The following is a 22,169-nucleotide window of genomic DNA, read 5'->3' as shown; positions in this document are numbered from 1 at the left end:
CGGAGTATGGCCACTTCCATGACCACCGACGAACCCCCAAGTAGCTCCTCTTCCAACCGCCCCCGATCGGGGGAGAAAAACTGGTTGGAGAAAATACTGGGTGCCTTCTCACAAGAACCCAAATCCCGCGATGAGCTGCTGGACATCATCAAAGACGCCGCCGAAAACAAGGTGGTGGATGCGGAAGCCCTGTCCATCATCGAGGGCGCGCTGGATGTATCCAGCCAACAGGTGCGGGAAATCATGATTCCGCGCTCGCAGATGGTGGTGGTCAGCATTGAGGACTGCCCCAAAGACTTCCTCCCCAAGATCATCGAATCCGGCCACTCCCGCTTCCCGGTCGTGGGCGAGAGCATCGACGATATTCGCGGTATCCTGCTGGCCAAAGACCTGCTGCCGCTGGTGCTGAAAGGCGTGGACGACTTCCGCCTGGAAGACCATATCCGCCCCGCCAATATCATTCCCGAGAGCAAGCGCCTGAATATCCTGCTACGGGAGTTCCGTGAAAACCGCTATCACATGGCTGTCGTAATCGACGAGTATGGTGGTGTCTCGGGCGTGGTGACCATTGAAGATATCCTTGAGGAAATCGTCGGCGAAATTGAAGACGAGACCGACGAGGAAGAAGCGGACAGTTTTATCCGCAAAGTGAGCGACAACGACTTTGTGGTGAAAGCGCTCACCCCCATCGAGGACTTCAACGAATACTTCGAGTGTGAGTTCAGCGATGACGAGTTCGATACCATCGGCGGTCTGATCATGCAGTCCTTCGGCCACTTGCCAGGGCGCGATGAGATGACCAAGCTCGGGGAATTCCAGTTCCGCGTCCTTTACGCCGACAACCGGCAGATCCATCTGCTGCGTGTAAGTCGGTTCGACAGGCCCGCTGAAGAAGATGGCTGATGCGTGACTCTCTGCTCTTCTCGAGGGTTCTGCCCTCGGTAGCCGCCCTGATTGCGGGCGGCCTGCTGACCCTTTCCTTTGCCCCCTACAACCTCTGGTGGTGCGGCCTGCTTTCGATCGGGCTGTTCGCCTGGCTGCTGGCACCGGGACAGAGTGCCCGCGCGCTGCAGGGGAAACAGACCTTCTGGCTGGCGCTGTGTTATGGCTTTGGCCTGTTCGCCACCGGCGGTTCCTGGGTCTATGTCTCCATCACCGATTTCGGTAATTCGTCCCCGCTACTCGGGGCCATACTCACCGGTGCCTTTGTGGGCATCATGGCGCTGCTGTTCGCCTTGCCGTTTATTCTGCTGGCGCGGTTCCGCGCGCATCCGGTGTCCTTCGCACTCGCGTTTGCCGCGCTATGGTTTATCAGCGAGTGGTGCCGCACCTGGATGTTTACCGGCTTCCCCTGGCTGTTTGCCGGTTATGGGCATATCCATACCTGGCTGGCCGGCTGGGCGCCGATTCTGAGTGTTTACGGGATCGGTCTGCTGCTGGCATTTACCGGTGCGGTGGCCGCACTGTTCCTGCGCAGGGCATTTACCCGGAAAAGTTTCCGCAGCGCATTATTACTGGCAATCGCTGCGCTTCTGATCTGGCCCGCCGGACTTCTGCTGAAGTCGCTCGAATGGACGCAGACCGAAGCGACCGTGCGCACCGTAGGTTTGGTGCAGGCCAATATCCCCCAGGACAAAAAATGGTTGCCCGAATTTCGCGGGGAAACCATCCGTCGCTACCAGTCGGCCACCGAGCAGCTGCACCAGCGGGGCGTCGATCTTGTCATCTGGCCGGAGGCCGCCCTGCCCCTGCTCTACCATCATGCCCCCAACCTGATGGAGGCCTTGCAAAACAACGCAAGGGACGCGGAGACGGACCTGATTACGGGGATTCTGTACGACACCGAGCAGGACTACCGCCGGGTGATCCATAATTCGGCCGCGGTTTTCGGCAGTGAGCAGCAGCTCTACCACAAGCGCCACCTTGTACCCTTTGGCGAGTATGTTCCGCTGGAAGACTGGATTCGCGGCACCATCGAATTTTTCAATCTGCCGACGTCGTTTATCCGCCCGGGCCCAGAAGGCCAGGCGCCACTGAATGCCGGCGGGCTCCGCTGGGCACCACTGATCTGCTACGAAATCGTTTACCCTCAGCTGGTTTCCCAGAGTAGTGGCGAGGCCCAGGTGTTGCTCACCCTGAGTAACGATGCCTGGTTCGGAAGATCCATCGGCCCACTGCAACACATGCAGATGGCGCAGATGCGCGCGCTGGAAACCCGACGCTACCTGGTGCGCGGCACCAACACCGGCGTTACCGCCATCGTCGCGCCCGACGGCAGTATCACCGAGCAATTGCCGCAATTTGAACAGACCACCCTGATTGGCGAAGTACAGGGGCGCAGCGGCCTCACGCCATTTATGCTCATGGGCGTATGGGGTCTGCTGGCACTGTCATTACTGATGCTACTGGCGGCGGTACTGCTGCAACGCCGCCCCGACACCGCCACCGAGGGCTCCGCCAGTGAAGGGACCGGCGCGCTTCCGCGGGCGTCCGACTGACTCCACGCCGGCCCGCCCTCGCACCCCGGCGGCAATTGCCCTCATTTGCCGCCGGGTTTCACCTCTCTAACGGATATTCCCCGAGAATCCACCGCAAGCGACTTGCGACTGCTATTATCGTGAGATATTCACCGGGTAACACGCCCGCAGGCCTGGCGGCTGCCAGCGCCCCCGAATGCCACGGCACAGGAAGTGTCACAGGCCGCAGCGGGAACGAGATAAATTTGCACTTTTTTTACTGCACAGATCTTTTCCAGGCGCCGCTATCACCCACCGGCGCCGGCAGACAAAGTGCGGCACGGATGCCAGATATATGCATTGCTTGATGACCGGCGGCACCGGATTGATCGGTCGCCAATTCAGCGGGAAATGGCTGGAGCGGGGACACCAACTGACGGTACTGAGCCGCAGCCCAGAAAAAGTTCACCGTATATGCGGCGAGTCCGCCCGCGGCGTGAGCGATCTCAGCGAAGTCGAAGGCCCCGTCGATGTGGTGGTGAACCTCGCCGGCGAAACCATCTCAAAACGCTGGACCGAGTCCCGCAAACAGGAGATCCGCCGTTCGCGCCTCGACACCACCGCCGATCTGGTGCGCTGGGTTCTGTCGCAACCACAACACCCCCGGTATGTTTTGTCCGGCTCCGCGGTCGGCTATTACGGCGACCGCGGCGGCGATCTCCTGAAAGAGAGCAGCGGCCCGGGCGGAGGCTTTGCCGCACAGCTCTGCCGCGACTGGGAGGCCGCTACCCTGCCCCTGCAACAGGCCGGTATCTGTGTGGGCACCATGCGCACCGCCATTGTCCTCTCCACCCGGGGGGGCGCGCTGAAACAGATGCTACCTGCGTTCAAGGCCGGACTCGGCGGCCCGATGAGCTGTGGCGAGCAGTGGATGAGCTGGATTCACGAAGCGGACATCGTCGGCCTGATGCTACACGCCATCGAGCGCCATCTGTGCGTACCCTTCAATGCCTGTGCACCGGAACCGGTCACTAACAACAGTTTCTCGCGCCTGCTGGCAAAACAGTTGCACCGGCCGTGTCTGGTACGCACGCCCGCGTGGATGTTGAAAATCCTGCTTGGGGAAATGGCGGAGGAGTTGCTGCTGGCAAGCCAGCGCATGGAACCGCGTACCGCGCTCGACAGCGGCTACAGTTTTCAATACCCCACGCTGGAAAAAGCCCTGGAAGACCTGCTGGCGCCCGCGGGCAGTAATGGCAATGCCCACGCTTCATCGCGCGGACACTGAAGGGCGTTACGCCGCTGCGTCACTTCGCAGCAGTACTTCGTCGAGGTAACTGCGCGCAGACTCGGAAGTCACTGGATCGGCCTTGCACTCCATTGGCGCAGACCCCACCCACTGCGCATGCCAGCGAAACCAGCTGTGCGTGGCTCCAGCGGCCGCGCCCTCGCTTTCCGCCTTTTCCTGACGCAGTTCAACAAAATCGGTGTGCTCCGGATCCAGCTTGAATTCGCGCACAATCTGACCGACAAACGTTTCAAAATTCTTATTGAGCCTGGCACCACTGTCGGCGCCTGCGGACAACATGACCAGCTGACGACTGCCGCGCCGGGCAATTTTAAAACCGACCCACACAGGACGGTTCAGCCGGTTGTGCAACTGAATTGGGGAAAATGACGCAGGAAACTCTGACATCAATCCGTACCTCAAACTTTTTTGTTGTTATTCGCTGGGTAGCCTGAAACGCCTCCGACCGGCTTCCTCTCGGGAAACCCGCAGCCCGGCGGCGACGGCAGCCATATTAGTTTTATCTGAAACTACCGGCAACCTCACCCACTACCCAGAACTCACGATTCCGTTCCGGTCAGCCCGACGCACCACGCGCCAGTCAACAGTGCCTGCGCGCTGGCAGTGACCGCCACCGGTACCACTGCAGGCCCAGCAACTCACGCCAGTACACCTGACTGCGTATCAGTGCCGCGGCACTGGGCAACCAACGCAACAAGCCACTCTCGCCCCGGGGCACCAGCTCTCCCGGGCCGCCCACAGCCAGTGGTTGCACCTGCAGGCCGGCGCGGGCGAAGGTTTCCGCCGCCCGGGGCATGTGCCACCAGTGGGTAACCAGCAGCACATTTTCGACTCCCGAATCATGCAGAAGTGCCGCCGAATTGGAGGCATTCTCCGCCGTGTTGCGACTGCAATTCTCACGCCAGGTTACGCTGCGACCGAACAGTTTCTCCAGCGCGTCCGCCATCAGGTCGGACTCCGGCAGTTTCTCATGGGTGAATACGCGGCCACCGGTTACCAGAATCGGCAGCTTTGGTGGCGCTTCCGCCACTGCCCAGGCCACCCGCTCGAGACTCGCCGCCGATAACCGCTCGACCCCGCTTGCACTGTCCCGGTAGCGTCCGCCACCGAGAATGACCACGGCCGCTGGCGCCTTCTCCGGGGCCGCAGGCATCTGTTTCACCAGGCGTTCCCCCAGCCATCCGGAGAATGCCGGCGTCGCGCAAATCCACAAGGTAAGAAAACACAGGATTGCCAGGGGCACTGATAACTTGGCGAGAGCGGACGAAGAGGGGAAGAACCAGAGAATGAGTGCCAGCAACATCCCGGCCAGAGGTGCAAATGGTGGCATGACCAGCGTTGTAAGTGCAGTTTGCAGTTCCATTATTGCGTGTGCCCGCGATCCGTTTCGGTAAGTGGGTCCCCGGGCGCCCCCTCGCCGCAGAGGCGCGCGCCGGGCTTTGTCCTTTATGGCTGCTGGTCGCCGGAACTGGCGACGATCTGCCGAAAGCAGCCATAACCACAGCGGTGGCAGGGTGTCACTTCCACCCCGGTGTCCGGCAAGGCGCGGTAGCCACAGGCCAGACACTGCAATTCCTCGCCCTCACCGACGGTCTCTCCCGCCAGTGCCCAGGGATCCCCTCGCTTGATGCAGGCCATTACTGCCGGCCAAACGGTCCTGGTGGGGTCGGCAGCGTCCAGTAGCCACTCTCCGACGCGCTCTTCCTGAGTCAGCAGCTCGCCGCCCAGGTCCTGCAGGTAGTCTTCTGCACGGTGAACATCATCCTTGATCCAGGCATTGAGGAAGGCCGCCTTGCGCGCGGTGAACTGTTCCACGTCCAGTTCTTCGCCCACCAGCTTCTCCAGCTCGCGCTTGGCCTCGGTGGAGAGTTTGCCATCTTCCTCGGGCAGATCGGGATTCGTGACCTTACCGGCCTCTTTAGGTTTCTTACTCACCCTATCCCTCCTATAATTCGCCGTTTTCCCGCCGGACCTTAAACCACCGGCCAGAACATCCCAATAGATCGAGTCACAGAGTATAGGTTCCCCACCGATGGAAGAGCAGTACAACCCCTCCGCAGTCGAAGCCGCCGCCCAGGAGCACTGGGCCGAGCAGAAAAGCTTCGAGGTAAAGGAAGACCCCAGCCGCGACAAGTTCTACTGCCTGTCCATGTTCCCCTACCCCAGCGGCAAGCTGCATATGGGGCACGTGCGCAACTACACCATCACCGACGTGATCTCCCGCTACCAGCGCATGCAGGGCAAGAACGTCTTGCACCCCATGGGCTGGGACGCCTTCGGCCTGCCGGCGGAAAACGCCGCCATCCAGAACAAGACCGCACCGGCCAAGTGGACCTATTCCAATATTGACTACATGAAGGGCCAGCTGAAGTCTCTGGGCTTCGGCTTTGACTGGTCCCGCGAGCTGGCCACCTGCCAGCCCAGCTATTACAAGTGGGAGCAGTGGTTCTTCACCCGCCTGTACAAGAAAGGCCTGGTGTACAAAAAGATGGCCACGGTGAACTGGGACCCGGTAGACCAGACCGTACTGGCCAATGAACAGGTGGAAGACGGCCGCGGCTGGCGCTCCGGTGCCCTGGTCGAACGCCGGGAAATCCCTCAGTGGTTTATCAAAATCACCGACTACGCCGAAGAATTGCTCAAGGATCTCGACCAGCTGCCGGACTGGCCGGAACAGGTGCGCACCATGCAGCGCAACTGGATCGGCAAATCCAAAGGTGTGGAACTGGCCTTCGCCCTGCCGAAAACCATTGCCGGTGTCGACCACTTCGACGTCTACACCACCCGCCCGGATACCCTCATGGGCGTGACCTATGTATCCCTGGCCGCGGAGCACCCGATCGCCCAGGAGCTGGCGGAATCCAATCCCGAGCTCAAGGCGTTTATTGCCGAGTGCAAAAAACAGTCCCTGTCCGAGGCCGATATGGCCACCATGGACAAAAAAGGCATGGATACCGGCCTCAAGGCCATCCACCCGCTTACCGGCGAAGAAGTGCCGGTATGGGTCGCCAACTACGTGCTGATGGATTACGGCTCCGGCGCCGTGATGGCGGTACCCGCCCACGACCAGCGCGACTGGGAATTTGCCAGAAAATACGACCTGCCGATCAAGCAGGTGATCGCCCCCACCGGCGATGAATCCATCGATCTGGAAAAAGAAGCCTTCACCGAAAAAGGCGTGCTGGTGAATTCCGGCGGTTTCGACGGCCTCGACTTCGACGCCGCCTTCAATGCCATCGCCGACGGTCTGGAAGCCGCCGGCAAGGGCCGCGTCACCACCAACTACCGCCTGCGCGACTGGGGTGTCTCCCGGCAGCGTTACTGGGGTGCACCGATTCCCATGTTCAACCTGGCAGACGGCGGCGAAATTCCGGTACCGGCGGAGAAACTGCCGATCCTGCTGCCGGAAGACGTCACCCTGGACGGCACCACCTCCCCGATCAAGGCCGACCCCGAGTGGCGCAAAGACGAACACAACGGGGAAGCCGTCGAGCGTGAAACCGACACCTTCGACACCTTTATGGAGTCCAGCTGGTACTACGCCCGCTACACCTGCCCCGACTTCGAACAAGGCATGCTCGACCCGGACCGCGCCAACTACTGGCTGCCGGTAGACCAGTATGTGGGCGGTATTGAACACGCCATCCTGCACCTGCTGTACGCGCGCTTCTTCCACAAACTGATGCGCGACGAAGGCCTGGTAAAAAGCGACGAGCCCTTCAAGCGCCTGCTGTGCCAGGGCATGGTACTGGCCGAATCCTTCTACAAAGAAGACAACGGCCACAAAACCTGGATCTCTCCTGCAGACGTCGACGTAGAGCGCGACGACAAGGGCAAGCCGATCAAAGCCATCGAGCGCGCCACCGGTGAAGAAGTCATCGCCGGCGGTGTGGTCAAAATGTCCAAGTCCAAGAACAACGGCATTGACCCCCACGCTGCCGTAAAGGAATACGGTGCCGACACCGTACGCCTGTTCACCATGTTCGCCGCGCCCCCCGAGCAGACCCTCGAATGGCACGACTCCGGCGTGGAAGGCGCCAGCCGCTTCCTGCGCAAACTGTGGAAAACCGTCCACGGCCATATCCAAGCCGGCGATGGCAGCAGCGAGATTGACGTAAACAACCTCAGCGACAAACAGCAGCAACTGCGCCGCAAGACCCACGAGACCATCCAGAAAGTCAGCGACGACTACGGCCGCCGCCAGACCTTCAACACCGCCGTTGCCGCGGTCATGGAGCTGCTGAACGAAATCACCAAAACCGCAGAGCGCGACTCCGCCAACGGCCTCGCCGTAGAACGCGAAGCCCTGCAAGCTGCCGTCATGCTCCTCGCCCCGGTCACCCCGCACATCAGCCACGAACTGTGGAAAGCGCTGGGCAACCGCGGCGAACTGGTCGACGCCCCCTGGCCGAAAGTGGACGAGAAAGCCCTGGTCCGCTCCAGCATCACCCTGGTGGTTCAGGTCAACGGCAAACTGCGCGCAAAACTCGAAGCGCCCGCAGACGCCGACAAGGAAACCCTTGAAAAAATGGCCTTGGCAGACGAAAACGTACTGAAATTTACCGAAGGTAAAAACGTGCGCAAGGTGATTGTGGTACCACGCAAGCTGGTCAACATCGTCGCCAACTAACCAACCCAACTCGCTTCGGAGCAATAAAGCCCGACGCGAAGGGCGGGTGCCGGGTACAGGTTTTCAGGAGCGTCGCAAACAGGATGTTTGCGCCGCAGCGCCCAGGGATGGGTCTACAGCGGTCCTGAAAACCTGTACCCGGTGCCCGACCGCCACACGACAAAAAACCACCGGACCAAGATGAAAAATACCGTGCTCCGCATAATTACTATACTCCTGGCCATCACAATCTCAGCCTGTGGCTGGCACCTCCGCGGCGCACCGAAAAACTTCCCTCCGGGCAGCAAGCTCTACATCACCACCGAAGATCCCAGAAGCGAACTGGCCGAAAGCATCACCCGCCTGCTGCAAACCAGCGGCCTGCCCCTGGCAGAAGAACCCAGCGAAGCCGACTTCACCCTCACCATCCACAAAGAGATCGAACAAAAACGTACCGTCTCCGTCGATGCCCAGGGCCGCGCCTCCGAATACGAACTCATCACCAGCGCCGAATACAGCGTACGTGACAACACCGGCCGCGACCTCCTCACCCAGGCGCGCGCCGACGTCTACCGCACCCTCGAATGGGACGACGCCGAAGTCGTCAGCAAGGGGGAAGAAGAGCGCCTGCAGCGGGAAGAAATGCGCCGCGAACTGATCGGCCGGATCATCGACCGTCTGCGCCGCATCGAAATCAACGCCCCCGTCCGCGACAACCCGGCGCTTCCCTGATATGCCACGCATCAACCCGCGCCAGCTCCCGCAGAACCTCCGCCAGGGATTAGCCCCCATCTACGTCGTCACCGGCGACGAACCCCTGCTGGTGCAGGAATGCTGCGATAGCATCCGCGAAGCCGCACGCAATCACGGCTTCAACGAACGCGACCTGCTGCACGGCGAACACAACTTCGACTGGGACCAACTGCTGTCCGCCGCCGGCAGCCTGTCCCTGTTCGCCGACAAAAAAATCATCGAACTGCGCCTGCCCGGCGGCAAACCCGGCGACAAGGGCAGCAAAGCCCTGCAGGAATTCGCCAGCATGGCGAACGAAGAAACCCTGCTGCTCCTGGTACTGCCCAGGCTCGATCGGTCGCAACTGAACAGCAAATGGGTCAAGGCGCTGGAAGCCAAAGGGGTACTGATCCAGATCTGGCCCGTGGACGCCTCCGAAATGCCCCGCTGGATTCATCAACGACTGCGCGCAAACGGTCTCGATGCGGAACCGGAAGCCATCCAGATACTCGCCGAGCGGGTGGAAGGCAACCTGCTCGCCGCCAGCCAGGAAATCGAGAAACTGAAGCTGCTGGCGCAGGACTCGGTGATCACCGCCGACACCATGAACAACGCCGTCGCCAGCTCTGCCCGCTACGACGTCTTCGGCCTGATCGACAAAGCACTGGCCGGTGATGCCGCCGGCGCCGTGCGCACCTTGCAGGGACTGCGCGCCGAGGGCGTAGAAGCGCCCGTGGTGCTCTGGGCCATCGCCCGGGAAATCCGCACGCTGCTGGAAACCCAGCAGAAACTCGACCAGGGCCAGCCGATCAATCGCCTGGTACGCATCCAGAAGCGCCAGCCACTGGTCCAGGCTGCCTGCCAACGCCTGCGCCCCCGCCACCTGGAAAACTTCCTGATGCGCGCAAGAGCCGTGGATAACGCCATCAAAGGTGGCAAGGAAATGGATCCCTGGGCAGGGCTGCTGGAACTGACCCTCAACCTCTCCGGCAAACGCAGTATCTAATCACGATCCCCCTGTAGGAGCCTGCTTGCCAACGAACCGAACAACGCTCCGATTCTTTCGCCCGCAAGCAGGCTCCTACAGGGAGTTACTCTGCGGACTTGACCGAATAGATTGCATCCAGTAGTTCGCCATCATCACTATCGCCGGGAAGTTCCCAGAACATAATCCCCCCCAGCCCCAACCGCTTTGCGTACGCCATTTTCAACTTTACCGATTTTGGGGTATCAAAGGTCGCATACCGTTGCTGCTGCGGGTTATACGCAAACGCAGCCTTAGCATCATCATCCCACGCCAGCTCGAAGCCGGACTCCGCTCTGTAAGCGGATTTCAGCTCACGATACTTCAGGCCTGGAACATGCTTGCCCTTCTGGTAACGTCCCGTATTTTCCGCGGCCACTCCGTCCCAGACGCGTGAATAAAACGCCGCCCCAATCACGATTTTCTGACTGGGCACACCGGCATCCAATAGATAGCGCACCGCATTGTCGGTGGACTGCGTCTGCTGGTCCGTTGAGTACAGTGGTGTATGGTGACCGGTCACGGTGCTGAAGCCATTCACCAGGTCATAGCTCATGAGATTAATGCTGTTGATCAACGGCGTCACCGCCTGCCAATCCAGCGACTTTTGCAGGAACTCATCAAACCCGCCCGCAGCGACGGTGATCAGGTATTCCTCACCAAGCTCCTCACGCAGTGCCTGAACCAGCGCGGTGAAATTTTCACGATCCTCCGCCTTGTAAGGATGTCCAGGGTGCCCGGCAATCGCAGGATATTCCCAATCCAGATCCAGGCCGTCGCCGCCAATCTCGTCCAGCGCCACCTTCACCGACTGCGCAAAGGCGCGGCGGTTTTCCGCCGAAGAAAAGACTTCCGAGCAGGGCTCACAGCCACCCCAGCCACCCAGGGCCAACATCACTTTGAGATGTGGATACGTTTCTTGCAGGGCCAACAGCCGGCGGTAAGATGCCTCCGCAGCCTGGTCACGGAACGCCAGTTCATTTCCTTCCAGATACACAAAGCTGTAAATCAGATGGGTCAGCTTGTTGAAGTCGTAGCGCTGCAGGTCTTTCCCATCGCCGGTGTAGTAGCCCATCACAACCAGCTCGTTCGCACTGACCGGAGGGGCTTTCGGGATTTCCGCTGCCACCAGCGCACTGCCCGCCATAGCCAGCCACAAACCACACCAACGCCGCCAGTTTTTCATTGGGTACTCTCCTTCAATTATTTTTGTCGCTCACAGCTAGGGGCCGCAGCGGCCAGCCCGAATCCTATCCTGTTACACAGCAGGGTGACAACGCTGTTAAGAGGTGTGTGACAGCTCCAGGTTCCTACAGATTCCACTTTGGCGCGGCAAGCCAAGTATTCCGGTGTGTCCCGACAAGCCTCACCTCTGCCAAGCCGCTAGGATATTCGGGAAGCCACATTCCAACGGCCACCGGCCCGCGCAAAAACCAGTCATGACGAATAAAACAACGACAGCCGACCTCGCCGCCACCCATCAGGTGCTCAACCAGCCCGCGCCGCTACAGGGCCATAATCTCTACGCTGGTGACGCCGCGTTGAAAGAGGCGGTAGCGCGCAACGGCGGTCACTGGGGTGAAGATGATCTGCAGCGCTACGGCGAAGTCTGTGGCCGTCCCGAGTGGATCGAGCGCGGTTTCCAGGCCAACCGCTATAAGCCGGAGTTTGAACCCCACGACCGGGTGGGCAACCGCATCGATCAGGTGAATTACCACCCCGCCTACCATCAACTGATGCAGCTGGCGAAAAGTGAGGGACTGCACTCGTCGCCGTGGACGGACCCAAAACCCGGTGCTCACGTGGTGCGCGCCGCCAAGTACTACCTGCACAGTCAGGTGGAATCCGGCCACGGCTGCCCGATCACCATGACCTTTACCTCCGTCCCTTCGATCAACCTCACGCCCGCGCTGGCAAAAGTGTGGTTGCGGAAAATTACCGATCGCGGTTACGACCCCAGCAACCGCCCGTACACGGAAAAATCCGCGCTCACCATCGGTATGGGAATGACGGAAAAACAGGGGGGCTCCGATGTGCGCGCCAACACCACCACAGCCACCCCCACTGGTGACGGCGCTTACGAGATCGTTGGCCACAAATGGTTTACCTCCGCGCCCATGTGCGATGCCTTTTTGATGCTGGCGCAGACCGATGCCGGACTGAGCTGTTTTCTGGTGCCCCGCTGGTGCCCGGACGGGACGAAAAACCCCATTCAGATACAGCGCCTGAAAGACAAGGCGGGCAATGTCTCCAACGCCTCGTCAGAAATCGAGTTGCGCGGCGCGCTCGGTTGGCTGGTGGGCGAGGAAGGCCGCGGTGTACCGGCCATCATCGAAATGGTCTCCACCACCCGCTTCGACTGTATGATCGGCTCTGCCGGTGGCCAGCGGCAGGCCACCCTGCAGGCGATCTACCACGCCAGTCAGCGCTGTGCGTTTGGAAAACCTCTCATCGACCAGCCATTGATGCAGAACGTACTCGCGGATTTACAGCTGGAAGTGGAAGGCTCGGTGGCCATGACCATGCGCATGGCCCAGGCCATGGATCATCTCGACGACGAGCAACAGAAGCTACTGATGCGCCTGGGCACCGCAGTGGGGAAATACTGGATCTGTAAACGCACCCCGCACCATGCTTACGAGGCTATGGAATGCCTGGGTGGTAACGGCGTGATTGAGAACTTTATTACCGCCCGTCTTTACCGGGATGCACCGATCAACGCCATCTGGGAAGGCTCCGGCAATATCCAGGCGTTGGACGCGCTACGCGCAATCGCCAAAACTCCAGTGGTGTTAACCAACTGGTTTGATGAGCTGGAAAGAAGTAAAGGCAGCGATCTGCGCTTTGACCGGGCCCTGGCACAGCTGAAAAACCAATGTGCTGATCTGGATCAAATGGAATACCGCGCGCGCCATCTTATTGACCAGTTGGCGCTGACCATGCAGAGCCATTTGTTGATACAGGCGGGCAATACTGCGGTTGCGGAAGGGTTTATTGCTTCCAGGCTTGGCGCTCAGGGCGCGCACAACACAGGTACCCTGCCGGTGGATATCGATGTCCAAACAATTATAGAGCGTGGTAACCCACTGAACCTCTGACGATCGCCTGCAAAGCAGGCTCCTACGTGTACCCGCTCAATTCGAATAACTTTTAAAAAACTGCTCCGCCGTTCGCCCACTGTGGCTGGCCCGGAGCATGGCAAACTGTTTCGCAGCGGTGTGTAGCGCCGCGCGATCGCCCTCATAATCGCAAAATAACTGATCAACCATCTGCAGGTATGTTTCCCAGTCGCCGGGGTAAAAACTCAGCCAGAGCCCGAAGCGATCCGCAAGAGAGAGGGTCTCCTCAACCTGATCGCCGTGGTGCAGCTCGCCATGGACAATACGCGTATCCTGGTTCGCCGACGCATCCTCCGGTAACAGGTGACGCCGGTTGGAGGTTGCATAAAGCAATACGTTTTCCGGGGGGAGCTCCAGAGAGCCTTCAAGAATACTTTTTAGCGCTTTGTAGCGGGCATCGCCGCGGTCAAAGGCCAGATCGTCGCAAAAAAGAATAAACCGGTAATCCCGCGCATCGCCGTGGTCCAACAGATCTATGATCTCGGGAATGTCGCCGAGGTCGTGAAAGTTGACTTCCACACAGCGCAGGCTCGCCCCGGCAAACGCATTCAGTAAAGCCTTGATCAAACTGGATTTGCCCGTGCCGCGACTGCCCCATAACAGCGCGTGGTTAGCCGGCTCTCCACGCAAAAAACGGCGGGTGTTATCGAACAGCAGCTGTTTCTGGGTATCGATACCCAGTAACTGCTCGGCAGATATCGGGTCTATCCGGCGCACCGGCTTCAGGCTCGCCGTTTTCGGGCGCCAGATCGCCGCGTAGTGATTCTTCCAGTCCAACCGTATCCACCTTCCGTTACCAGGGTATGTGCGTTCCATCCCAGAACAACAACTTGCCAGAATCAGCATCGCTCAATTGTTCCAGTACAGAAACAATTCTGTCGGCGCTCTGCGCCGGTGTATACAGTTTACCTGCAGGGATATTCTGTTGAAAAGGTTTGGAAAGTGCGGTATCGGTCGTTCCCGGATGAACGGCCACCACGCGACAGCAATCGAGCTTTCTCCCCCACTCAATCGACAGGTTGCGCACCAGCATATTCAGCGCCGCCTTGCTCATCCGGTAGCTATACCAACCACCCAGCTGGTTGTCCTCGATACTGCCAACCTTTGCCGAAAGCGAGGCCCAGGTGAATGGCGATCGGCGCTGCAACAGCGGCGCTACCGCCTGGGCAAGGTGCACATGACTCAGCACATTGATCGAGAGACTCTGCAACAGTGCCTCATCGGTGCACTGTTGCACATTTTTTTCCGGCCGGTGATTCTGCCAGTGCAGCACTCCGTTGCAGACGATCACCCAGTTGGGAAGTGTCCTCGCGCCTAGCCAGTCTTTCACGGCGGGGGTAGCCGCCGGATCACTGAGGGAGAGGGTAAGATGGTTCTGCGCATCCACCGGCGCCGCACTATTCGCGCGACTGATCGTGAGCAGTTGTGCCCGGGGGTAGCGCCGAGCAACCTGCCCGACCAGTGCACGGCCAAGGCCACCGCCCACGCCCGCGAGGAGAATACACTCTGGTGCTGGATTTCCGGCTTGCTGCATCGGCTTTCCTGTCCACCTGCCTTCCCTGTGATTACCGTTTTCGAGCCGGCTGCGCCGCACTATTTTTTCGAGCGGTTCCCGGCGTTGCTGACCTTGTTTTCCGGTGAAGCTTTCCCGGTCTGCTGCATCACCCGCAACATCGGCTCATCCGAGCGGAAGATGAGCCCGTGAATTTCCGTGGCATTCTGCCCCTGCAACAGCTGCTGGAGGAACTGCACAATCTGCGCAGAGATTTCCTGTCCTGGCACGAGTACGGGAATTCCCGGGGGGTAGGGCACGATTTCATCGGCGCTGGTACGACCGACCAGTTTTTTCTCGGCTGCCACACCGTTATCCATCAGTGGGAGCTCTTCCGTTTCAGAAAAGTACGCGTCCGCCGGCAGGCAGCTTAAATGCGTAAATTCCGGTAGTTGCCGGGTACTGCACACATGGCTGCGCTTGCGGGGTTGTCGCGCCAGCTGCTTGAGCGCATGCACCAGGCGCAGCAGCTTGCTCTCGGTGCTGCCAAGGGTCACCAGCACGGTCACGGTGTTGTAGGTGGTTTTCTCCACCTGAATACCAAACTGGTCGAACAGTTTGACCTGGATCTCTTTACCGGAGTAGCCGCTGCCGGATACGTCGATGGTGACCTTGGTGGGATCCAGGCGAATATTGTCCTGGGCCAGCGCCACCGGAACCAGATCATCCAGAGTCAGCGCACGAAACACACCAGTGGCGTCCACTTCCCGGCGCAGAGTGGCCACCATCTGCGCACAGTGACGCAGGCGGCCGTAACCTTCCATTACCATCTGCTTACGCGCCACATCCAGGCTCGCAATCATCGAGTACTGTGGACTGGTAGAGGCGTACATATTCAGGTTTTCGCGGAAGCGGAACTCGTCGAAATCCGGGTCCTGAACATGGATCATGCTGGCCTGGGAAAAGGCCGACAGCATTTTGTGGGTGCTCTGGGTGACGTAGTCCGCGCCGCACTCCAGCGCGGTCGGGCGCAATTCGGTGTGGAAATATCCGTGCGCGTACCAGGCCTCGTCGATCAACACCTTCACGCCGCGCTCGTGGGCGTAGTCGATGATCGGCTTGAGGTCATAGCGCAGCCCGTCGTAGGTACAGGAGGTGATCACCAGCAGGCCGGCATCCGGATGCTCGTCCAGTGCCAGCTCGATGTCTGCACGGCATACCGGGCCATAAATACCGAACTGCGGGTGCAGGGTGGACTTGAGATACACCGGCTCCACCCGGTTCATCACGATCGCGTGATGGACGGATTTGTGGCAGGCCTGATCGACAATAATCTTGCCGCCTCCACCCAGAATCTGCTGAATCACCACCTTGTTCGCGGTGGAGGTGCCATTGGTGAGGAAAAAGGTCTGCTCCGCACCAAACGCCTGGGCCGCCAGATCCTGCGCTTCCTGAATCACCGAGTGGGGCTCCAGCAGACTGTCCAGCACCTGTACCGATACGGAAAGGTCGGTGTTGAACACATGCTCCCCCATAAAGCGGTAGAAATCACCGACCCAGGGGCTGTTGCGCAGGCTGTCACCGCCGGAGTGGCCGGGGGTATGCCAGGCATCCCGGGCGGAGAACACATACTCTTTCAGGGTGTCTGCGAACGGGGTCGAGGCGCGACGGGCGATAAAAGCCTGCACCAGGCGGAACATATGATTGAAATTGCATTCGCGGCGGTCGAACAGTTCATCAAAGCGCTTGCGCACCGAGGCGGGGGCTCCCCCCTGGTCGTTCAAGAACGAATCCTGCGCCACCAGAAACACGTTCAACTGCGCGCGCAGGGCGTGCATCCGGTCCGCCAGCTGCTCCGCGGCCTTGAGTTCATCCGGGTTGCAGCCACCGTCAATGATGAGGGCCTGCAACTGGTCTTCCTCCCGCAGGCATTTCTCCAGCGCACTGGTGGCCACGGATTCAAACCGCAGGCCATAGGGGTTCTCATGCTGCGCGGCGGTGGCATTGAGCGCGCTGACCCAGCTGCTGCTCAGATCGCGGTCATTACTGACCAGCGCTACACGGCATTCGAGAGGCTGGCGCTGTTCGCAGAGATTGCCCAGATCAGGCATGGTCAGTTCTACACCCATAACATTTCTTCTTATCTTTCAGCATAGGAGACAGATACTAAATGACGCTGGCGCCGTTTAGGTGGGGGCGGCTGAAATTGGCGATATGCACCAGAAAGCGGTGGGGATACGAAATCAATGATCGAAAAATGTGATCACATTAGAATTTTGCGCTCTGAACTTCCCCGTTAAACTGCAAACAGTGCAGCACACGCACACGCTGCACCGGGGACAGGTCGCAGAGGGGGAAGTAATCGAAAGCAGAGTGCTCAGACGACAGCGTGATATCGCCGTTACTGTTGCCCACGCCATGGGCTTTAAGGTGGGCACGAAAAATAAATACGTGAGAGTTGTATACCCGGTGGTAATAGACGCCACTCAGATAGTCGATGACAATTTCCCGGCCCAGCTCTTCCCGGCATTCCCGGTGCAGGGCCTCGTGAATCGTCTCCCCAAGGTCCAGGGCACCACCGGGCAATCCCCAGCTTTTGTCCGCGTAGGTGGCGCGTAATTGCAGTATCTCTCCGGCCTCGTTGGTGATGACCGCATGAGCGCTCAGTTTGTAGGTGTCGTCAAATCCCATCCCTGGACCTTTTCCGTCATTCCCGGCACCGTGCAGACCGCGTCGCCGCCCGGCGCACCCGCCGCCGGTTCTGACCGCGCCGTTTAGTTTCCGGTCCCCCGGGCCAGCTCAAAACCAATCCCCAGGGTCTGTACCGATTCATCGTAGTCGATCAGGCTCTCACCATGCCCATTGAAGTACTTCACATAACCGCGCACACGGTTACCCATGGGAAAACTCCAGCGCAGCTCACCGGCGCCCTTGTTGTCAGAGCGTAGATTGTTGCGCACCATGATCGAGATATTGTGGTCGCCCCGCTCGATTCCGCCGACCAATTCAAAGTGCCCCAGGTAGAACTCCAGATCCGGGTTATCGTCGTCTTCTCTGTCTTCGGGGATGCGGTACCAGGGCTTCACGGTGAAATAGACATCGTCTTTTTCAAACGCAAAATTGGCGTAGATCCGGTTCCAGCTGCGTGACAGCGGCTCACTGCGACCGTTGGACTGATGGTTGAAGGCGATCTGGTTTGCCACATTCTGGAAGCCGAAAATGGTCCAGTCATTGAGCCAGGTCATGATCAGCTCCGGCTCGTGATTGGTCTCGCGAAATGGCGCAGAATCATCGGAGTTGTAGGCCTGCCAGAAGGAGCGGTTGGTGTAGGCAAAGCTCATAAATGAGGCCTTGCCAAGAAAACCCCGCCATACCGGTACCTGCACCGAGAGCTGGAACTGCACCTCGATGGAGTCCAGATCGGTTCCTCTTTCCGTGTCGTAGTCTTCCAGCCCCCCCTTGTTGGGCTTGGGGTTGTAGGTCACCGGCAGCAGATAGTTGGTTTTGTGGGAGGCGAGCGTGAACGGGTTCTGTGCGGCATCACGGATCGCCTGGGCGCGCTCACTGACCAGCGCCTCGGCGGAATCCTGCGTGGCAACTTCCGGGGTGGTCGCGAAAACCGGCGTTTCCTCCACACGGCGGCCCTCGCGAATCACCGCCAGTTCGCAGCGAATACGCATTTCCTCCAGCGTGATATTGGCGGGGGCGGTAAGTAACTGCTCACGCAGACAGTTCTGCTGGCGCCGCTCTTCACTCTGCAGGGAGTCATCCGTCTGCAGAATCTCGATTTCCTCAGACTCATCGTCCACGGATATCTCTTCGGCGTAAACCAGCCCCGGCATCAACAGAAAAGCCGCGGCAAAGCGCCGGATAAGGGGCCACACGGGGAAATCGGGGACAGATACAACAGAAAACAAAAATGGCGCTCCTGAATCATCAAAGAGCGCCAGTTTACATGGTTTGGGAACCGATAGTGTGCGGTGAGTCAGCCAGCTGCTCACTGCCACTCACATCAGGGAAGCGAGCTCCGCCGACCACTCCAGGTCACGCAGGCGTACCTGCCACAGGCGGCCGGTGCTACTGGGCCAGTCATAGCCCACCAGCAGACCGCGCGGGTCGACGAAGCAGTGGGCGTCCCGTTCAGCTTCATCGCCCTGATAGGAAAAAACGGTAATATCGGAGCCGAGATCGTGGACCCCCTGAATATTGGCATCACCGGGCATGACCTCGGCGCGACGATGGCTCACCCGTGGCGACAGTAACTTGCCACGCTGCGAGGGATCTACGATATCCGGGGCAACCACTTCACAGCCATACTCCATATCGCACAGACGCTGCAACAGCGGCCCCATAAAAATGCGCATCAGCGGAAACAACAGCCTGTTGTCGCCTTCCAGCACCATCTGCTGGGGGCCATTGGGGCCGGTCCAATCCGCCTCGATGGGATCCCCCATGGCAGCCATGGCGTCCCCCCTCGGGACGAGGCGATAGTGGGCATTCACCTCGTCTACCTCGTCTTTCCAGTTCACCAGACACTCGGTGACGAGACCCGCGTCCATCAGCGCGCGCACTTCAATACCGTGCCCCTGCTCACCCACCAGCCTGCGACTGATCAGCAGTTGCCGGCCCTGCTCATCGCGCCCCAGCTGCCATTCGTCCTGTACCGGCATGACTCTGCCATCACAACTGTACTGGTAGCGGCCCTGAGCGAGGTTAGCGGTCATTCGCATATCGTCTTCATCCATGATTTCGCGAGGTACTTTCGGGGATAACCCGGGTGCAAGCGCACAAAATTGATGCATATTTTCTGCTCGTTCGTTGGAGAACTCGGATGTGCAGATACGGCTTCAGCATCTTGTGGGGAACTTTTTCGATGCCGGCCGACAAGACACGCAGGCACCTGCAAAAAGTATTGCACAGCCCCCCAAATTTGCTGCGCTTTCATGAAATTTTTACGAAATTTTATGGAACTATTTTTTAGGCAAATCCCCCTGCCCGGGCAGGATAACCACATTTTATCGGGCGGCCACTTTTCACCCACGTACCCTTCCATGGCCTATCCCGCGCGCGCGTTAATGCTTTAAGGCATAATCACGAAATTGCTCATTCAATTTGGCAGCAAGATTCAACGTATAACACAAGGAGAAAAGCCATCATGCTGGAATGGCTGAACGCACATATTGCCTACTGGCACTGGCTGGTACTGGGGCTACTGCTGGTCACCGCCGAGATTTTTGTATCCGGCTTCATCCTGTTCTGGTTCGGGCTCGCGGCCGTGTTTATGGGGGTCCTGCTGATGCTCGTGGGCATGCCGATTACTGCCCAGCTGCTGATCTGGGCGGGACTGTCCATCGGGCTGGTGTTTCTTTGGCAAAAATTCATCAAGCCCAACTGGAAAGATCGCACCACATCCGGCATGGCCATGGAAGCGCTCACCGGACAGGTGGGCTCGGTCATTGATTCGAATATTGGCAAAGCGCGCGGGCGCATGCGCTTCCCGGCGCCCATTCTCGGCGAAGACGAATGGATGTTTATGAGCACCAGCGAGATAGCCGTGGGGGAGCGGGTCAAGGTGACGAATATTTCCGGTAACACGCTGGTAGTCAGCCCGCTCTGACACCACCGCTTTCAATCCAAACACACACCTTATTTTGGGGAAATTTAAATGGAAGGATTATCCGTAGTACTGGCACTGGTCGTGCTGGTGATTATTACCGTAGGCATGGGGGTACGCATTGTGCCCCAGGGCTCCAAACATATCGTGCAACGCCTGGGTAAATACCACAGCACCCTGAACCCCGGAATGAATGTGATCATCCCCTATGTCGATCAGGTGCCCTACAAAGTCACCACCAAAGATATCGTACTGGATATTCCATCGCAGGAAGTGATCACCCAGGACAACGCCACCATCATTGCCAATGCCGTGGCCTACATCAATATCGTCTCACCAGAAAAAGCCGTGTACGGCGTTGAAGACTACGAAATTGCCATCCAGAACCTGGTGCAGACCGCCCTGCGTTCCATTGTTGGTGAAATGTCTCTGGACTCAGCGCTGTCCTCCCGCGACCTGATCAAGGCCAAACTGAAAGAAGCCATCTCCGACGATATCGCGGACTGGGGTATCAACCTGAAAACCGTGGAAATTCAGGACATCAACCCTTCCACAACCATGCAGAAAGCGATGGAAGAACAGGCCGCGGCCGAACGCCAGCGCCGCGCCACGGTTACCCGGGCAGAAGGGGAAAAACAGGCTGCCATTCTGGAAGCCGACGGCCGCCTGGAAGCTTCCAAGCGAGACGCCAAGGCGCAGGTGGTACTGGCGGACGCCAGCCGTGAAGCCATCGAGCGCGTCACCCAGGCCATTGGCGACCAGGAAATGCCGGTAATGTATCTGCTGGGTGAGCGTTACATTAACGCGCTCGAGGAGCTTTCCACCTCGGCCAACGCCAAGAACATCCTGTTGCCGGCGGACCTGCCCAACGCCGTAAAAGGGCTTCTGAACCGATAGAACCGACTAACCGATAGAACCGACTAGTTAGTACTGACGGCAGCGCCCCTGTATTACAGGTAGCGCTGCCAGAACTCTGCACGGCCGAACTCTTCATCCAGGGCGTAGGGTCTGAACCCCACCTTGCGGTAGGCCGCCTGCGCCGGCAGGTTTTTCTCCAGCACCTCGAGCGTAATCTTGCCGCAGCCGCGCGCCCTGGCCTCCGCCACCACCTTCTCGAACATCAATGTGCAGATACCTTCGCCTCGCGCAGAGGGGCTCACGGTCACATCGTGGATATTCACCAGAGGCTTACACATAAAGGTGGAAAACCCCATAAAGCAGTTCACCAGCCCTACCGCCTTATCTCCCTGATACGCCAGTACGGAAAACGCACCGGGAAACGCCGCAAGGCGCTGCAGCAGTTCCTCGTGACAGATTGTCGGCAGGGCCTCGCCACCGCCACAGGGATCCAGCGCATACTCATTCAACAGCGTCAGCAGATCTGCCCCCTGCTCAGGATCACCATAGTCCGCAATTACCGTCTCTACCTTGTTCTTCAATTTCTCTCCTACCATGCTCCCTCTTCCGGTTCTTCCTCACAGGCATTTTGTTCAGCTATTCGCTCGCGCCGCTTCTGCCCGCGTCACCAGCGCACTCTGCGTCTGGAAAAAACGGCGGTAATTTCGTACCCGCGCCCGCTGCGCCAACAGCCAGCGCACTTTTTTCCGCCGTCGCGTCAGAGCGGCGTTGTGTTTGTTGAAGCGGCGCGGGCGGCGGATACTGGTTCTGCGAAATCCCATGATCAATCTCTGGTAAAAGCGTAAAGAGCGCGAACTGCCGTGGAATGGCGCAGGGTAACCGAAGGTGATTACCAGTGCAGTGACGCCCCGGGCCCCACCCGGAAACCGGCGAAAATCACCCGACCGCAATATGCC

The 22,169-nt window shown here is 59.2% G+C and carries 21 protein-coding genes; 9 read left to right on the top strand and 12 right to left on the bottom strand.

All coding sequences use genetic code 11. From position 1 onward, the window contains the following. Positions 1-6: 6 nt before the first annotated feature. From LRR79_RS08170 to LRR79_RS08160, 3 genes are all read left to right on the top strand, one after another. The gene (locus tag LRR79_RS08170; RefSeq protein ID WP_231759863.1) at positions 7-903 is read left to right on the top strand and encodes an HlyC/CorC family transporter; all 897 of its coding nucleotides are present in this window, start codon (positions 7-9) and stop codon (positions 901-903) included. Then, positions 903-2,498: an apolipoprotein N-acyltransferase gene (lnt, locus tag LRR79_RS08165; protein ID WP_231759862.1), complete on the top strand. Its 1,596-nt coding sequence runs from the start codon at positions 903-905 to the stop codon at positions 2,496-2,498. Before LRR79_RS08170 ends, lnt begins: the two co-directional genes overlap by 1 nt. A gap of 325 nt (positions 2,499-2,823) precedes the next feature. After that, positions 2,824-3,744, top strand: a complete 921-nt coding sequence (locus tag LRR79_RS08160) for a TIGR01777 family oxidoreductase (RefSeq protein ID WP_231759861.1) — start codon at positions 2,824-2,826, stop codon at positions 3,742-3,744. 6 nt (positions 3,745-3,750) lie between these two features. Here LRR79_RS08160 and LRR79_RS08155 read toward each other — a convergent pair whose 3' ends face one another. The 3 genes from LRR79_RS08155 to LRR79_RS08145 all read right to left on the bottom strand — a co-directional run bounded on the left by LRR79_RS08155 (position 3,751) and on the right by LRR79_RS08145 (position 5,700). Then, the gene (locus LRR79_RS08155) at positions 3,751-4,152 is read right to left on the bottom strand and encodes a hypothetical protein (protein ID WP_231759860.1); all 402 of its coding nucleotides are present in this window, start codon (positions 4,150-4,152) and stop codon (positions 3,751-3,753) included. A 193-nt stretch (positions 4,153-4,345) separates the two neighbouring features. Next, positions 4,346-5,128 (bottom strand): YdcF family protein, encoded by a 783-nt coding sequence (locus LRR79_RS08150; protein WP_231759859.1) that lies wholly within the window; start codon positions 5,126-5,128, stop codon positions 4,346-4,348. An 83-nt stretch (positions 5,129-5,211) separates the two neighbouring features. After that, positions 5,212-5,700, bottom strand: coding sequence for a zinc ribbon-containing protein (locus LRR79_RS08145; RefSeq protein ID WP_231759858.1), 489 nt, complete (start codon positions 5,698-5,700; stop codon positions 5,212-5,214). A gap of 97 nt (positions 5,701-5,797) precedes the next feature. On the opposite strand from LRR79_RS08145, the gene leuS reads away from it, so the two are divergent. The 3 genes from leuS to holA all read left to right on the top strand — a co-directional run bounded on the left by leuS (position 5,798) and on the right by holA (position 10,112). Then, entirely contained in the window at positions 5,798-8,395 is a 2,598-nt protein-coding gene (gene leuS, locus LRR79_RS08140) for a leucine--tRNA ligase (RefSeq protein WP_231759857.1), read from the top strand. An 87-nt stretch (positions 8,396-8,482) separates the two neighbouring features. After that, positions 8,483-9,106 (top strand): LPS-assembly lipoprotein LptE, encoded by a 624-nt coding sequence (locus LRR79_RS08135; RefSeq protein ID WP_231759856.1) that lies wholly within the window; start codon positions 8,483-8,485, stop codon positions 9,104-9,106. Between the two features lies 1 nt (position 9,107). Further along, the gene (gene holA, locus LRR79_RS08130) at positions 9,108-10,112 is read left to right on the top strand and encodes a DNA polymerase III subunit delta (RefSeq protein WP_231759855.1); all 1,005 of its coding nucleotides are present in this window, start codon (positions 9,108-9,110) and stop codon (positions 10,110-10,112) included. 85 nt (positions 10,113-10,197) lie between these two features. Here holA and LRR79_RS08125 read toward each other — a convergent pair whose 3' ends face one another. Further along, positions 10,198-11,316, bottom strand: a complete 1,119-nt coding sequence (locus LRR79_RS08125; protein WP_231759854.1) for a glycoside hydrolase family 18 protein — start codon at positions 11,314-11,316, stop codon at positions 10,198-10,200. Between the two features lie 253 nt (positions 11,317-11,569). Here LRR79_RS08125 and LRR79_RS08120 point away from each other — a divergent pair, with 253 nt between their 5' ends. Next, positions 11,570-13,228, top strand: coding sequence for an acyl-CoA dehydrogenase family protein (locus tag LRR79_RS08120; RefSeq protein WP_231759853.1), 1,659 nt, complete (start codon positions 11,570-11,572; stop codon positions 13,226-13,228). Positions 13,229-13,264: 36 nt separating this feature from the next. Here the strand turns inward: LRR79_RS08120 and LRR79_RS08115 are convergent, their stop codons facing one another. From LRR79_RS08115 to LRR79_RS08090, 6 genes are all read right to left on the bottom strand, one after another. Beyond that, positions 13,265-14,026, bottom strand: coding sequence for an ATP-binding protein (locus LRR79_RS08115; protein WP_231759852.1), 762 nt, complete (start codon positions 14,024-14,026; stop codon positions 13,265-13,267). 16 nt (positions 14,027-14,042) lie between these two features. Then, entirely contained in the window at positions 14,043-14,783 is a 741-nt protein-coding gene (locus LRR79_RS08110; protein WP_231759851.1) for an SDR family NAD(P)-dependent oxidoreductase, read from the bottom strand. A 59-nt stretch (positions 14,784-14,842) separates the two neighbouring features. After that, positions 14,843-16,870 (bottom strand): aminotransferase class I/II-fold pyridoxal phosphate-dependent enzyme, encoded by a 2,028-nt coding sequence (locus LRR79_RS08105; protein WP_231759850.1) that lies wholly within the window; start codon positions 16,868-16,870, stop codon positions 14,843-14,845. 139 nt (positions 16,871-17,009) lie between these two features. Beyond that, positions 17,010-17,432: an NUDIX hydrolase gene (locus LRR79_RS08100; protein ID WP_231759849.1), complete on the bottom strand. Its 423-nt coding sequence runs from the start codon at positions 17,430-17,432 to the stop codon at positions 17,010-17,012. Between the two features lie 83 nt (positions 17,433-17,515). Further along, positions 17,516-18,625 (bottom strand): phospholipase A, encoded by a 1,110-nt coding sequence (locus LRR79_RS08095; RefSeq protein ID WP_231759848.1) that lies wholly within the window; start codon positions 18,623-18,625, stop codon positions 17,516-17,518. 123 nt (positions 18,626-18,748) lie between these two features. Further along, on the bottom strand, positions 18,749-19,465 hold the full coding sequence (locus tag LRR79_RS08090; protein ID WP_231759847.1) for a hypothetical protein: 717 nt from the start codon (positions 19,463-19,465) through the stop codon (positions 18,749-18,751). Positions 19,466-19,896: 431 nt separating this feature from the next. On the opposite strand from LRR79_RS08090, the gene LRR79_RS08085 reads away from it, so the two are divergent. Together LRR79_RS08085 and LRR79_RS08080 are read left to right on the top strand one after the other, a co-directional pair. After that, entirely contained in the window at positions 19,897-20,358 is a 462-nt protein-coding gene (locus LRR79_RS08085; RefSeq protein ID WP_231759846.1) for an NfeD family protein, read from the top strand. Positions 20,359-20,406: 48 nt separating this feature from the next. Beyond that, positions 20,407-21,252: an SPFH domain-containing protein gene (locus tag LRR79_RS08080; RefSeq protein WP_231759845.1), complete on the top strand. Its 846-nt coding sequence runs from the start codon at positions 20,407-20,409 to the stop codon at positions 21,250-21,252. 53 nt (positions 21,253-21,305) lie between these two features. On the opposite strand, the gene LRR79_RS08075 is transcribed toward LRR79_RS08080, so the two are convergent. Then, positions 21,306-21,794 carry a GNAT family N-acetyltransferase gene (locus LRR79_RS08075; RefSeq protein WP_231759844.1) on the bottom strand — a complete coding sequence of 163 codons (489 nt, stop codon included), beginning with the start codon at positions 21,792-21,794 and terminating at the stop codon, positions 21,306-21,308. A 51-nt stretch (positions 21,795-21,845) separates the two neighbouring features. Then, a complete protein-coding gene (locus LRR79_RS08070; RefSeq protein ID WP_231759843.1) occupies positions 21,846-22,034 on the bottom strand; it encodes a hypothetical protein in 189 nt (62 codons plus the stop codon). Positions 22,035-22,169 lie beyond the last annotated feature (135 nt).

It is taken from the genome of Microbulbifer elongatus (assembly GCF_021165935.1).
Taxonomy (GTDB): Bacteria; Pseudomonadota; Gammaproteobacteria; order Pseudomonadales; family Cellvibrionaceae; genus Microbulbifer; species Microbulbifer elongatus.
This window is presented reverse-complemented; position numbering and strand designations above follow the sequence as displayed.